13 protein-coding genes are annotated in these 12,473 nt (G+C 69.5%); 8 read left to right on the forward strand and 5 right to left on the reverse strand.

Features of this window, described 5'->3' with window-relative positions; genetic code table 11:
* Window positions 1–22: 22 nt before the first annotated feature.
* Genes guaA through guaB form a run of 5 tightly spaced genes read right to left on the reverse strand, consistent with a single transcriptional unit; the run spans window position 23 to window position 5,450 of the window.
* Window positions 23–1,579 carry a glutamine-hydrolyzing GMP synthase gene (gene guaA / locus ACK4SE_RS08265; protein ID WP_409691035.1) on the reverse strand — a complete coding sequence of 519 codons (1,557 nt, stop codon included), beginning with the start codon at window positions 1,577–1,579 and terminating at the stop codon, window positions 23–25.
* A complete protein-coding gene (locus ACK4SE_RS08270; RefSeq protein WP_409691038.1) occupies window positions 1,576–2,277 on the reverse strand; it encodes a 5'-methylthioadenosine/S-adenosylhomocysteine nucleosidase in 702 nt (233 codons plus the stop codon). The genes guaA and ACK4SE_RS08270 overlap by 4 nt, the downstream gene beginning before the upstream one ends.
* Window positions 2,274–3,578 carry an RsmB/NOP family class I SAM-dependent RNA methyltransferase gene (locus ACK4SE_RS08275; protein ID WP_409691041.1) on the reverse strand — a complete coding sequence of 435 codons (1,305 nt, stop codon included), beginning with the start codon at window positions 3,576–3,578 and terminating at the stop codon, window positions 2,274–2,276. Before ACK4SE_RS08275 ends, ACK4SE_RS08270 begins: the two co-directional genes overlap by 4 nt.
* A gap of 9 nt (window positions 3,579–3,587) precedes the next feature.
* Window positions 3,588–3,980, reverse strand: a complete 393-nt coding sequence (locus ACK4SE_RS08280; protein WP_409691044.1) for an MAPEG family protein — start codon at window positions 3,978–3,980, stop codon at window positions 3,588–3,590.
* 12 nt (window positions 3,981–3,992) lie between these two features.
* Complete coding sequence (gene guaB, locus ACK4SE_RS08285; RefSeq protein ID WP_409691047.1) at window positions 3,993–5,450, reverse strand: IMP dehydrogenase; 1,458 nt, start codon at window positions 5,448–5,450, stop codon at window positions 3,993–3,995.
* 127 nt (window positions 5,451–5,577) lie between these two features.
* Between guaB and ACK4SE_RS08290 the strand changes: the two genes are divergently transcribed.
* The 8 genes from ACK4SE_RS08290 to ychF all read left to right on the forward strand — a co-directional run bounded on the left by ACK4SE_RS08290 (window position 5,578) and on the right by ychF (window position 12,436).
* Window positions 5,578–6,138: a DUF2061 domain-containing protein gene (locus tag ACK4SE_RS08290; RefSeq protein WP_409691050.1), complete on the forward strand. Its 561-nt coding sequence runs from the start codon at window positions 5,578–5,580 to the stop codon at window positions 6,136–6,138.
* Between the two features lie 59 nt (window positions 6,139–6,197).
* A complete protein-coding gene (locus tag ACK4SE_RS08295) occupies window positions 6,198–6,581 on the forward strand; it encodes a DUF2946 family protein (protein ID WP_409691053.1) in 384 nt (127 codons plus the stop codon).
* Between the two features lie 78 nt (window positions 6,582–6,659).
* Window positions 6,660–8,726: a TonB-dependent receptor family protein gene (locus tag ACK4SE_RS08300; protein ID WP_409691056.1), complete on the forward strand. Its 2,067-nt coding sequence runs from the start codon at window positions 6,660–6,662 to the stop codon at window positions 8,724–8,726.
* A gap of 5 nt (window positions 8,727–8,731) precedes the next feature.
* Complete coding sequence (locus ACK4SE_RS08305) at window positions 8,732–10,063, forward strand: PepSY-associated TM helix domain-containing protein (protein ID WP_409691058.1); 1,332 nt, start codon at window positions 8,732–8,734, stop codon at window positions 10,061–10,063.
* 44 nt (window positions 10,064–10,107) lie between these two features.
* Window positions 10,108–10,590 (forward strand): copper chaperone PCu(A)C, encoded by a 483-nt coding sequence (locus ACK4SE_RS08310; protein WP_409691061.1) that lies wholly within the window; start codon window positions 10,108–10,110, stop codon window positions 10,588–10,590.
* A 32-nt stretch (window positions 10,591–10,622) separates the two neighbouring features.
* Window positions 10,623–11,003, forward strand: a complete 381-nt coding sequence (locus ACK4SE_RS08315) for a hypothetical protein (protein WP_409691064.1) — start codon at window positions 10,623–10,625, stop codon at window positions 11,001–11,003.
* Window positions 10,903–11,316: a PIN domain-containing protein gene (locus ACK4SE_RS08320; RefSeq protein ID WP_409691241.1), complete on the forward strand. Its 414-nt coding sequence runs from the start codon at window positions 10,903–10,905 to the stop codon at window positions 11,314–11,316. The genes ACK4SE_RS08315 and ACK4SE_RS08320 overlap by 101 nt, the downstream gene beginning before the upstream one ends.
* A 22-nt stretch (window positions 11,317–11,338) precedes the next feature.
* Window positions 11,339–12,436 carry a redox-regulated ATPase YchF gene (gene ychF, locus ACK4SE_RS08325; RefSeq protein WP_409691066.1) on the forward strand — a complete coding sequence of 366 codons (1,098 nt, stop codon included), beginning with the start codon at window positions 11,339–11,341 and terminating at the stop codon, window positions 12,434–12,436.
* Window positions 12,437–12,473 lie beyond the last annotated feature (37 nt).

The raw sequence follows: 12,473 nt of genomic DNA on the forward strand, positions 1-12,473 counted from the left end.
CCGGGCCGTCAGGCCGGACGTCTCACTCCCACTCGATCGTCCCCGGCGGCTTCGACGTCACGTCATAGACCACCCGGTTCACGCCGCGCACCTCGTTGATGATGCGGGTGGCGGTGCGGGCCAGGACGTCCCACGGGAACGGGTAGAAGTCCGCCGTCATGCCGTCGGTGGAGGTCACCGCGCGCAGGGCCAGCACCTTCTCATAGGTGCGCGCATCGCCCATCACGCCCACGGTCTTGACCGGCAGCAGCACCGCGAAGGCCTGCCAGATTTCGTCGTACAGGCCCGCCTTGCGGATCTCGTCCAGATAGATGGCGTCGGCCTCCTGCAGGGTCTTCACCGCCTCGGGCGTGATCTCGCCGGGGATGCGGATGGCCAGGCCCGGTCCGGGGAACGGGTGGCGGCCCACGAAGGCGTCGGTCAGGCCCAGCTCGCGGCCCAGCGCCCGCACCTCGTCCTTGAACAGCTCGCGCAGGGGCTCCACCAGCTTCAGCTTCATGAAGTCCGGCAGGCCGCCCACATTGTGGTGGCTCTTGATCACCGCCGACGGCCCGCCCGAGGCCGAGACGCTCTCGATCACGTCGGGATACAGCGTCCCCTGGGCCAGGAATCCCGCCCCCACGATCTTGCCGGCCTCGCGGTCGAACACCTCGATGAACACCCGGCCGATGGTCTTGCGCTTGGTCTCCGGGTCCGAAATCCCCGCCAGCTGGCCGAGGAATTCCTCTGACGCATCAACGTGGATCAGGGGAATGTTGTAGTGCTCCCGGAACAGGGTCGTGACCTGGGTCGCCTCGTCCTTGCGCAGCAGGCCGGTGTCCACGAACACGCAGGTCAGCTGGTCGCCGATGGCCTCGTGGATCAGCACCGCCGCCACCGAGGAATCCACCCCGCCCGACAGGCCGCAGATGACCTTCGCATCCCCAACCTGCGCCCGGATCTTCTCGATCTGCTCGTCACGATAGGCGGCCATGGTCCAGTCGCCGGTCAGGCCCGCCACCCCGTGGGTGAAGTTCTTCAGCAGGGTCGCCCCGCGCGGGGTGTGCATCACCTCCGGGTGGAACTGCACGCCATAGATTTTCCGCGTCTCGTCGGCGATGGCCGCGAAGGGCGCGCCCTCCGAGGTGGCGATGACGTCGAAGCCGGGCGGGATGGCGGTGACCCGGTCGCCGTGGCTCATCCACACCGGCTCGCGGTGATCCACCGCGCCGATCCCGGCGAACAGCGGGCTGTCCTTGCGGATGACGATCTCGGCCCGGCCGAATTCGCGATGATGGCCGCTCTCCACCTTGCCGCCCAGCTCGGCGCAGATCAGCTGCTCGCCGTAGCAGATGCCCAGGATCGGCGCGCCATAGTCGAACACCGCCTTGTCCACCCGCGGGCTGTCCGCCTCGGTAGTGGACGCCGGGCCGCCGGACAGGATGATCGCCTGGGGCTGCATGGCCGCCAGCGCCTCGCCCGCCTTCTGGAACGGATGGATCTCGCAATAGACCCCCGCCTCGCGCAGCCGCCGCGCGATCAGCTGCGTCACCTGGCTGCCGAAATCGACGATGAGGACTTTCTGGTGCTGGGTGGTCATGCGGTCGAATCCGGGGCGAGAAGGTGGGCGGGGTCTAGGCTTTGGGGGGGCGAAATTTCAAGGGCGGCGAGGCCGTCGGCCTCCAGCCGCGCGATCAGGGCGTCCAGCGCCACGGCCAGATTTTCGTCCACGTGATGCAGGGTCGAGGTCCAGTCCTCCAGCGCCCTCAGCTCGGCCCGCCCGTCCGACACCCCGCGCAGGGCGATCAGGGGCACGCCGAAGGTCTGGGCCGCGCGCAACAGCGCCCAGGTCTCCATGTCCACCATCTCCGCATCGATGGCGTCATAGGCCGCGCCGGAAATCACATCGCCGCCGGTCGACAGGCTGGCGCACGGCGCCCCGGGGATCGGGCACGGCAGGGGCAGCACGGCGGGCAGGTCCGACAGCGGCGTCACCCCCTTGGCGAACCCCAGCGGGCTGGCGTCCATGTCCCGGTAGCGCACCGACGACGCCTGATAGACCGCCGCATGTTCCAGCGTCCGCGAGCCGCATGAGCCCAGCGACACGATCAGGTCCGGCAGGGCCCCGTCCGCCGCCATCCGCCCCAGCGCGGCGGTCAGCGCCACCGCCGCCTCCACCGGGCCGACGCCGGTCATCAGCGGCTGGATGCGCGCCTGCAGATGCACGCCGTACTCCGCCGGCGCCGCCATCACCGGCAGCACCGCCAGCCCGCCCCAGCGCGCGACGCGCCCGCTCATCCGGCGCGCTCGTAGAGCGCGGCGAAGAAGCCGTCGGTGCCGCTGGTCGCCGGGCTGAGCCGCAGCCTGTGCCCGCTGGCGAACCCGCCCAGTTGCGCGCGCGCCGCATCGCTGAAAGCCGGATTGGCCAGGGCGTCGCCCACCGCCACCGGCCGGAAATCCCCGTGCGCCGCCTCGAAGGCGTCCGCCGTCTTCTCGTTCTCGCCGGTCAGCATCGAACAGGTCACATAGACCAGCCGCCCGCCCGGCTTCACCAGCGCCGCGGCCCGGCCGAGGATCGCCAGTTGCAGCCTGTGCAGCCGCTCGACCTCGTCGGCCTTCAGTCGCCATGCATCCTCGGGCCGCCGCCGCCAGGTGCCCGAGCCCGAGCACGGGGCATCCACCAGAACCAGATCGGCCCCGCCGACCAGATCCTCGACCCCCTCCCCGTCCGCGCCCAGCAGGCGCAGCTCCGCCTCGGCCCCCGCCCGCTCCAGCCGCGGCCGGATGGCGTCCAGACGCTTCATGCTGATGTCGGCGGCGATCAGGGTGCCGACCCCCTGCTGCGCCAGCCCCAGGGTCTTGCCGCCGCCGCCGGCGCAATAGTCCACCACCACCGCGCCCGACAGGTCCAGCCCGCCGCCCGACAGCCAGCAGACCATCTGGCTGCCCTCGTCCTGAATCTCGAAGCGCCCGGCCTTGAAGCCCTCCAGCGCCTGCACGTTCGGCGGCGGCTCGGCGGCCAGCCGCAGGCCCCACACCGACCACGGCGTGCGCTCGGGCGACAGTTCGGCGGCGCGCAGTTCGACCTCCGCCGCCTCCACGCTCGTCTTGGCCCCATTGACCCGCAGGTCGATGGGTGCGCGCGGGCTCATCAGCGCCTCGGCCTCCTCGGCCCAGCGGTCGCCGAACGTGGCCTTGAAATCCTCCACCACGAACTCGGGCAGGCCCGAGGCGATCCAGCCCGGCGGCTGGCCCTCCGGCGCCGTGATCCGCGCCCGCTCCTGTTTCGACAGGGGCTTGGGTCCATAGCCGTCACCCGAGTGCAGGGCCTCGATCTCCTCCAGCGGCATGCCGTCGATCAGGGCCAGGGAGCCGATCACCAGCGCCCGCCCGTCCTCGCGCCCGCCCATGGCCCAGACCAGCCGCGCCCGAGCGCGGATGACCCGGTAGACCCGGTCGGCCACCGCGCGCCGGTCCTTGGACCCCGCATAGCGATTGGCGCGGCCCCATTCCTTCAGCACGACCTCGGCCGGCTGACGGCCCTGGGCGAGGGAGTCGAGGATCGAGGCGGCGGCGGACAGGCGGGCGGCTGGGGTCACTCAGATCTTTCAGATGAACAGGGCGGCGAGGACGACGATCAGCCCGATCAGGCTGACCAGCCAGATCAAGGATCGCACATAGGGAATTCCGAGCATGTACACGGGCACATAGGCGATCCGTGCGAAGACATACATCTGCGCCCCGATGTAGGTGAGCTCCCCCGCCTTGCCCGCCACCTCGGCCATGATAACGGCCGCCGCAAACAACGGCAGGGTCTCGAACAGATTGGCCTGCGCCCGGATCAGTCGGCCCGCCATGGGGCCAGGCGGCGGCGCCACGCCGTCCCGCGGGCCGGCGTTCCACTTGATCCCCAGCTCCGAGGTCCGCGCGGCTCCGGCCCACAGGATCTGAACCAGCGCCAGCATCAGTGCGATGGCCAGCAAGATGAAATCAGGCGTCATGGCGGCCCTCCCCTAGCCCTGCCGATAGTTCGGCGCTTCGCGGGTGATCATCACGTCGTGCACATGGCTTTCACGCAGCCCGGCGTTGGTGATGCGCACGAACTTCGCCCGCGACTGGAAGTCGGGGATCGAGGCCCCGCCCACATAGCCCATGGCCGCGCGCAGCCCGCCCACCATCTGGTGCAGCACCGGCGAGATCGGCCCCTTGTACGGGGTCTGGCCCTCGATGCCCTCGGGCACCAGCTTCTCGGACGACACTTCTTTCTGGAAATAGCGGTCCGCCGAGCCCCGCGCCATGGCGCCCACCGAGCCCATGCCGCGATAGGATTTGTAGGACCGGCCCTGATACAGGAACACCTCGCCGGGGCTCTCGTCGGTGCCGGCGAACATGGAGCCCATCATGGCCACGCTGGCGCCCGCCGCGATGGCCTTGGCCAGATCGCCCGAGTATTTGATGCCGCCGTCGGCGATGACCGGCGCGCCGGAGTCCCGCGCCGCCCGCGCGGATTCCATCACCGCGGTCAGCTGGGGCACGCCCACCCCCGCCACGATGCGGGTGGTGCAGATGCTGCCCGGCCCGATGCCCACCTTCACCGCATCGGCGCCCGCGTCGATCAGGGCCCGGGTGGCGTCATAGGTGGCCACATTGCCGGCGATGATCTGGATGCGGTTGCTCTCGCGCTTGATGCGCTCCACCACCGCCGCCACCGAGGCCGAGTGGCCGTGGGCGGTGTCGATCACCACCACGTCGGCGCCCGCCTCCGCCAGGGCCATGGCCCGCTCGAAGCCCGCATCGCCCACGGTCGAGGCGGCGCCCACCAGCAGGCGGCCCTGATCGTCCTTGGCCGCGTATGGGAAGGCCTGGGCCTTCTCGATGTCCTTCATGGTGATCAGGCCGACGGCGCGGTAGTCCTCGTCCACCACGATGACCCGCTCGATCTTGCGGGTGCGCAGCAGTTCGCGCGCCTCGTCACGCCCGGCGCCTTCGCGCACGGTGACCAGCTCGCCTGTGGTCATCAGGCTCGCCGCCTTGACGTTGGCGTCGCTCTCGAACCGCATGTCGCGGTTGGTCAGCATGCCCACCAGCTTGCCGGTCCTCGGATCGACCACGGGGAAGCCGCTGATCTTCTTGCGGGCCACGATCTCGCGCACCTCGCCCAGCGTCGTATCGGGCGACACCGTCACCGGATTGACCACCATGCCGCTCTCATAGCGCTTCACGGCGCGGACCTGATCGGCCTGCTCCTCGATGGTCATGTTCCGGTGCAGCACCCCCAGACCGCCGGCCTGGGCCATGGCGATGGCCAGCCGCGTTTCGGTCACCGTGTCCATGGCGGACGACAGCAGGGGTATGTTCAGCGTGATGTCGCGGGTCAGCCGGGTCGACACATCGACCTCGGCCGGCATGAACGCGGACGGGCCGGGTTCGAGCAAAACATCATCGAAGGTAAGCCCTTCGCGTATCTCCATGGGGAGTCTCCGTTTTGCGGGGCGCGTATAGCTTGCTGCGCCGCCAAACGGAAGCCCGGCGCGGCCTATGGCGGCGATAAAAGGAATTGTCGTTGCAACTCGGTTGGCTCGAGGCCATTTGTTGAGAATGGTCAGGGCTCTCGTCAGATCGGTGAAGGCGCTCGCGCTGAAGGTCGCCACCTACGGCGTCATGCACCTGATCGTGGCCATCATCGTCGCCTACGCCATCACCCGCGACTGGCGCATCGCCCTGGCCGTCGGCCTGATCGAGCCCTTCTTCCAGACCATCGCCTATTCGGTCCACGACCGCATCTGGCACCGCATCGAGCGGCGCAAGATGCGCTCGGGCGTCGAGGAAACCGCCGAGGCCGTCACCGCCCGTCTGGACCTGATGAACGCCCGCGAACAAAGCCGCGCCCATGGCCATGGCGGCGACCATCACGGCCACAGCCACGCCCTGCCGACCTCCTTGCGGCAGATCGCCATGAAGACCTTCACCTACAGCATCATGCACTTCGCCGTGGCCGTCGCCGTGGCCTATGTGCTGACTGGTTTCAACTGGCGCCTGGCCCTGGCCATCGGCCTGATCGAGCCCATCGTGCAGACGGTCTTTTTCACCGTCCACGACCGCATCTGGGCCCGCATCGAGGCCAGGCGCGCCAAAGAGCGCGAACTGGCCGCCGCCTGATGCCCCTGCGGCGCCCTGACGCTGGGCGCGGGGATACGGCTGCGCTATCCACTCATCCCATGACATCGCGCGCGGACACCTGGTCGCTGTGGCGGTCGCTGGCCTTTCTGGCCGCGGTCTTCGCCGTGGTGCTCGGCGCCCTGCTGCCCTCCGCCGCCCTGGCCGGGTCGCGCGACGGCCGGCCCATCGTCATCTGCTCAACCGAGGGCCCCAGGACCATCCGCCTTGGCGGCGACGGCGACCAGACCTCGGGCCTGAAGGATGCGCGCTGCGCCGTCTGCATCGCGGCCCAGACGCCCGCCCTGCCCCCGCCGTCTCCGCCTCAACCGTTGCCGGTCATCCGTCCCGCGACCACCGTCGCCTGGACCACCGCCGCCCAGGCCGCGCCGCCCCCGGCCCGCGCACCGCCCCGACCGCACTCCACCGCTCCACCTCTGATCTGAACGACTGCACCTTCACCGGCGCGCGCCTGATCGCATCAGCGCGCGCCCTGACGCATTCCGTTCAGGATTTCAGATTTCATGATCTTCAAGACCTTCGCGGCGCCCCGCGCGCTGCTCATCGCCCTGCCGCTGGCGGGCGCCGTCGCCTGCCCCGCCCTCGCCTCCGACGACCAGCCCACCACCGTGGACTCCGTCATCGTCACGGCCCGGCCCAATCCCGACGATCCCCCCGTGGTGGCCGAGGCGCGCGCCCGGCTGTCCCGCACCCCCGGCGCGGTCTCCGTGGTCGCCGCCGAAACGTATGAGGACCGCTTCGCCCAGGGCTTCTACGACACCCTGCGCAACGTCCCCGGCGTGCTGGCCCAGAAGCGCTACGGCGAGGAATCCCGCCTCTCCATCCGCGGCTCCGGCATCGCCCAGGGCTTCCATCAGCGCGGCGTCCTGTTCGCCCAGGACGGCGTGCCCTTCGCCGACGCCGACGGCTTCTCGGACTTTCAGGCCATCGACGCCATGAGCGCCCGCTACATCGAGGTCTACAAGGGCGCCAACACCCTGCGCTTCGGCGGGGCCCAGCTGGGCGGGGCGGTCAATCTGGTCACCCCCACCGGCGTCACGGCCAATTTCGACAACCAGTTGCGGCTCGAGGGCGGCTCCTACGACAGCCTGCGCGCCTGGGCCGCCGTCGCCCGTGAGCGGGGCGACTGGGATCTGTTCGCCGCCGTCTCCGGCATGCAGTCCGACGGCTACCGCGATCACAGCGACCAGCAGCAGGCCCGCATCACCCTCAACGCCGGCCGGTCCTTCGGCGAGGACCGCGAGGTGCGTCTGATCTATCAGGCGGCCGACATCCGACAGGACATCCCCGGCGCCCTGACGCTGGATCAGGCGCTGACCACGCCCGAAATGGCCAACCCCGGCGCCGTGGCGCTGGATCAGGCCCGCGATCTGGACGTGAAGCGACTGACCCTCCAGACCCGCTGGCGCCTGAACGACTCCACCGTGTTCGAGGGCGCGGTCTGGGGCTGGCAGAAGGATCTCTGGCACCCGATCTTTCAGGTGCTCCAGTCCGACAGCTACACCACCGGCCTGTTCGGCCGCGTCGACTGGACCGGCCAGCTGGCCGGGATGCGCGCCGACCTGTTCTACGGCCTCAGCTACCGCGACGGCCAGGTGGACACCCGACGCTACGTCAACACCGGCGGCCTGCCCGGCGCCCTGACCGCCGACGGCGTGCAGGACGCCTCGGGCCTCGACGTCTTCGCCGAGGGCCGCCTGTTCGTCACAGACAATCTGGCCCTCGTGGCGGGCGGCTCCTTCGGCCGCGCGACCCGCGACTACCGGGACCAGCTCAACCCCGCCAACGACGACTCCATCACATACGACTGGTTCTCGCCGCGGCTGGGCCTGCTGTGGGAAAGCAACGACGGCGCCCAGGTCTACGCCAACCTCACCCGCTCGGTTGAGCCGCCTGCGTACGGCGCCCTCGTGCAGGCCCCGCTGACCGGTTTCACCCCGGTGGACATACAGGACGCCTGGACCGCCGAACTGGGCACGCGCGGCCGTCGCGGCGCCCTCAGCTGGGACGTCACCGTCTATCGCAGTCAGATCGACGGCGAGATCCTGAACTACATCACCGGTCCCGACATCCCGGCCGCAACCTTCAACGCCGACCGCACCATCCATCAGGGCCTCGAGGCGGGTCTGGAGTGGATCCTGCCGGTGGATCTGGCGGGCGGCGTCCCGGCCCTGCGCCAGACGTACAACTACAACGACTTCTACTTCGATCGTGACCTATTGTGGGAAGGCAATCGCCTGCCCGTCGTGCCCGAGCACCAGTACAGGGCCGAACTGACCTGGCGGCATCCGTCGGGCCTGTTCCTGACCCCCACGGTGGAATGGCGCATAGACGACGTCTGGGTCGACTACGCCAATACGCTCAAGGCGCCGTCCTTCGCCGTCTGGGGCCTGAACGCTGGCTGGGACCTCGCCAATGGCGTCACCGTCTTCGTGGACGCGCGCAACCTCACCGATGAACGCTACATCAGCGAGTTCAGCGCCGTCACCGACGCCACGACAGCCTCCACCGCCGTCTTCATGCCGGGCGAGGGCCGCTCGGCCTTCGTCGGCGTCAGCGCGAGGTTCTAGGGCTCATGGGCGATCCGAAACCCCACTTCCTCTCCGGCGCCTACCGGGCGGTCTGGCGCTGGCACTTCTATGCCGGTCTGCTGGTCCTGCCGGTGCTGTGCCTGATGGCCCTGACCGGCGCGCTCTATCTGTTCAAGGACGAGATCGACGCCGCCGTCTACAGGCCCTGGGAGCAGATCGAGGCCGGCCCGGCCTGGGCCTCGCCCGACCGCTGGACCGCCGCCGCCTCGGTGGGCGCCGGCGGCCGGGTGGTCAATGTGCGGGTGCCGGATCGCCCGGACCGGGCCGTGCGCCTGACCGTGCGCCGCCCCGACGGCGAACAGCGCACCGCCTTCGTGAACCCCTATGATTCCCAGTATCTGGGCTCCACCCGCTACGGCGACCTGACCGAAATCATCAAGCGCACCCACAGCCTCGCCATCATCGGCCCATGGGCCAATCTGCTGGTGGAGATCGTGGCGGGCTGGGCCCTCATCCTTGTGGCCACCGGCATGTTCCTGTGGTGGCCGCGAAAACGCGAGGCGGGCGTCCTGACCGTGCGCGGCACGCCTCCGTCCGGCCGCCCGTTCTGGCGGGACGTCCATGCTGTGACGGGCCTGTACGCCGGGGCCGTCATCGCCTTTCTGGTGGTCACCGGCATGCCCTGGTCCGCCGTCTGGGGCGACCGGGTCCTCGCCCTGATCCGCGAGACGGGCACGGGCCGTCCCGCCGCCCCCGCCGCCAGTCCGTGGCTGCACGCCGACCACGCCGATGCCCCCGCCGGTGTCGGCTGGACGATGGAGGGCGCCGCCCTGCACGGCGGCCCCGATTCCAGCCATGGTGCAGGCGGTCTGGCCACGGTGCTGGCTGCGGTGGACGCCGAGGCCCTGCCCCGTCCCTTCACCGTCACCATCCCCACCGACCCCACGCTCGCGTACACCGTGGCCCGCGAGATCAGGCAGGTAGAGGACACCCGCACCCTCTACATCGGCGCCGACGGCGGCCTGCGCGCCGACATCCGATACGACCAGTTCGGCGTCGGGGCGAAGGCGTTCGACTGGGGCGTCGCGGTCCATCAGGGCACGCAGTACGGCTGGCTCAATCGCTATCTGATGCTGGGCGGCTGCATCGCCGTCTGGCTGCTGGCCGTCAGCGGGCTGGTCATGTGGTGGAAGCGTCGGCCCAAAGGTCGGGTAGGCGCGCCCGCGGCCCCGCCCGGCCCCCGCATCCGCGCCGCCGTGCTGGTCATCGTTTTGCCGCTCGCCATAATTTATCCCATGACCGGAGCCAGTCTTGTCGTCGCCCTCGCGCTCGACCGTCTGGGCCGTCTGATCCGCCGCCGTCTCGCTCCGGCCTGACGCGGCGATCCGCAAAAAAAGAAGACACGAAGGAAGCCATCGAGATGACCCTCCCCAAGGCCGCCCGCCTGCTCGCCCCGCTCGCCGTCCTGACGCTCGCCGCCTGCGGCGGTGGAGAGCCGGCCCCCGAGGGCCCCGCCGTGGTCCAGGCCGAGGACGCCTGGTGCCGCCCCACACCCAACGCCGTGCTGGTGGGCGGCTGCTACGTCACCCTCCTCTCCAGCCGCAACGACCGCCTCGTCTCCGTCGCCTCGCCCCTGTCGCAGGTGGTGGAGATCCACGAGATGCGCATGGATGGCGACATGATGCGCATGAACCCGCTCGAGAACGGCCTGCCCCTGCCCGCCGGCGAGACGGTGCAGATGCGCCCGGGCGCCGAGCATCTCATGCTGATGACCCTCTCCGCCCCCCTGGCCGAGGGCGACACCGTGCCCCTCACCCTCACTTTCCAGGACGCCGCCGCCGTCACCGTCGAGGCCCAGGTCCGCCAGCCGGACGGCGCCGCGGCCGACCACGGCGCGCATTGACACGAACTTCGTGAAACACGATCTTCGTGTCCATGAAGAACGTCACTATCAGCATGGACGAAACCACCCTGGCCTGGGTTCGCGTCGAGGCGGCCAAGGCCGGGGCCAGCGTCTCGTCGTGGATCGCCGGTCGTCTGGAAGCTGATCGCCGCCTGGGCCACGGGTTCGCGCGCGCCGACGCCGCGATCGAGGCGATCCTGGCCCAGCCGCTCGCTCCCTTGAGCGAGAACGGACGCATCTTCGACCGGCAAGCCCTCTACAATGAGATGATTGATGAGCGTTTTCGTCGATTCGACCGTCCTGCTGTACCCGATGGACTCGCAGGAGCGGAACAAGGGCAGGATATGCGCGGCGTGGCTGAGGACGCTCCGCCGTTCGATGCACCTGACCCTGAGCGTTCAGGTTCTCAATGAGAGCTACGCCGTCGCCTGGCGCAAGCCGCGCTTCGAGCCCGCCAGACCCCGGCTCCGCCCTTATCTGACTGCCTATTCCCTTTGGTGCACCAGCCCGCTGGATCCGGACGTCACCCTTGCGGCCTGGACGCTTCAGGACCGCTACGGCGTTCAGTTCTGGGACGCCCTCCTCCTCGCCTCGGCCAACAAGGCCGGCTGCCGCTGGTTTCTGTCCGAGGATCTGAACGACGGACAGCTCTATGGCGACGTCAGGGCTCTCAATCCGTTTCGTCATGCGCCCCAAGACGTGCTAGGTCCGCGCGCCACCTCCTGACCGCCTGGAATCTGTCCCTGCAATGTCCCTGAAAGTCGCGATCGTCGGCCTGCCCAACGTCGGCAAGTCCACCCTGTTCAACGCCCTGACCCAGACGGCGGCGGCCCAGGCCGCCAACTATCCGTTCTGCACCATCGAGCCGAACACCGGCGACGTGGCCGTGCCCGAGCCGCGGCTGGACGTGCTGGCGGCCATCGCCGGGTCGAAGGAGATCATCCCCTCGCGGATCACCTTCGTGGACATCGCCGGCCTTGTGCGCGGCGCGTCCAAGGGCGAAGGGCTGGGCAACCAGTTCCTGGCCAACATTCGGGATTGTGACGCCGTGGCCTTCGTCGCCCGCTGCTTCGAGGATGACGACATCACCCACGTGGAGGGCCGCATCGACCCGCTCAGCGATCTCGAGATCATCGAGACCGAGCTGATGCTGGCCGATCTGGAAAGCCTCGAGCGCCGCGTGATCCAGGTGGAAAAGCGCGCCAAGGGCGGCGACAAGGAATCCCAGGCGACCCTCAAGCTGATGAACCTCGCCCTCGACAAGCTGCGCGCCGGCAAGCCCGCCCGCACCGCCGAGGTGCCGAAGGACGAGGAGAAGGCCTGGCACATGCTCCAGCTTCTCACCGCCCTGCCCGCCCTCTACGTCTGCAATGTGGAGGAAGACTCGGCCGACAAGGGCAACGCCCTGTCCGACGCCGTGGCCGCGCGCGCGAAGGCCGATGACGCCAACTCCGTGGTCATCTCCGCCCGCATCGAGTCCGAGATCGCCATGCTGGAGCCCGAGGAGCGCAAGGAGTTCCTCGAAACCCTCGGCCTCGAGGAGCCCGGCCTCAACCGCCTGATCCGCGAGGCCTACAGCCTGCTGGGCCTGCAGACCTATTTCACCGTCGGCCCCAAGGAAGCCCGCGCCTGGACCATCCCCATCGGCGCCACCGCGCCCCAGGCGGCGGGCGAGATCCACACCGATTTCGAAAAGGGCTTCATCCGCGCCGAGACCATCGCCTACGATGACTATGTGGCGCTGAAGGGCGAGGCGAAGGCCCGCGAGGCCGGCAAGCTGCGCGCTGAAGGCAAGACCTACGTCGTCAAGGACGGCGACGTCCTGCACTTCCTGTTCAACACCTGACCCTTCCCTCCTTTGCGAGGGCGGCCGGGTGAAGCGA

The sequence above is a fragment of the Brevundimonas sp. genome, from assembly GCF_046293315.1.
GTDB lineage: Bacteria > Pseudomonadota > Alphaproteobacteria > Caulobacterales > Caulobacteraceae > Brevundimonas.

Bases quoted from the DNA above. Each gene is read 5' to 3' on its own strand.
- guaA (WP_409691035.1), bottom strand. From the start codon at position 1,579: ATGACCACCCAGCACCAGAAAGTCCTCATCGTCGATTTCGGCAGCCAG.
- ACK4SE_RS08270 (WP_409691038.1), bottom strand. From the start codon at position 2,277: ATGAGCGGGCGCGTCGCGCGCTGGGGCGGGCTGGCGGTGCTGCCGGTG.
- ACK4SE_RS08280 (WP_409691044.1), bottom strand. From the start codon at position 3,980: ATGACGCCTGATTTCATCTTGCTGGCCATCGCACTGATGCTGGCGCTG.
- guaB (WP_409691047.1), bottom strand. From the start codon at position 5,450: ATGGAGATACGCGAAGGGCTTACCTTCGATGATGTTTTGCTCGAACCC.
- ACK4SE_RS08290 (WP_409691050.1), top strand. From the start codon at position 5,578: ATGGTCAGGGCTCTCGTCAGATCGGTGAAGGCGCTCGCGCTGAAGGTC.
- ACK4SE_RS08295 (WP_409691053.1), top strand. From the start codon at position 6,198: ATGACATCGCGCGCGGACACCTGGTCGCTGTGGCGGTCGCTGGCCTTT.
- ACK4SE_RS08300 (WP_409691056.1), top strand. From the start codon at position 6,660: ATGATCTTCAAGACCTTCGCGGCGCCCCGCGCGCTGCTCATCGCCCTG.
- ACK4SE_RS08305 (WP_409691058.1), top strand. From the start codon at position 8,732: ATGGGCGATCCGAAACCCCACTTCCTCTCCGGCGCCTACCGGGCGGTC.
- ACK4SE_RS08310 (WP_409691061.1), top strand. From the start codon at position 10,108: ATGACCCTCCCCAAGGCCGCCCGCCTGCTCGCCCCGCTCGCCGTCCTG.
- ACK4SE_RS08315 (WP_409691064.1), top strand. From the start codon at position 10,623: ATGAAGAACGTCACTATCAGCATGGACGAAACCACCCTGGCCTGGGTT.
- ACK4SE_RS08320 (WP_409691241.1), top strand. From the start codon at position 10,903: ATGGACTCGCAGGAGCGGAACAAGGGCAGGATATGCGCGGCGTGGCTG.
- ychF (WP_409691066.1), top strand. From the start codon at position 11,339: ATGTCCCTGAAAGTCGCGATCGTCGGCCTGCCCAACGTCGGCAAGTCC.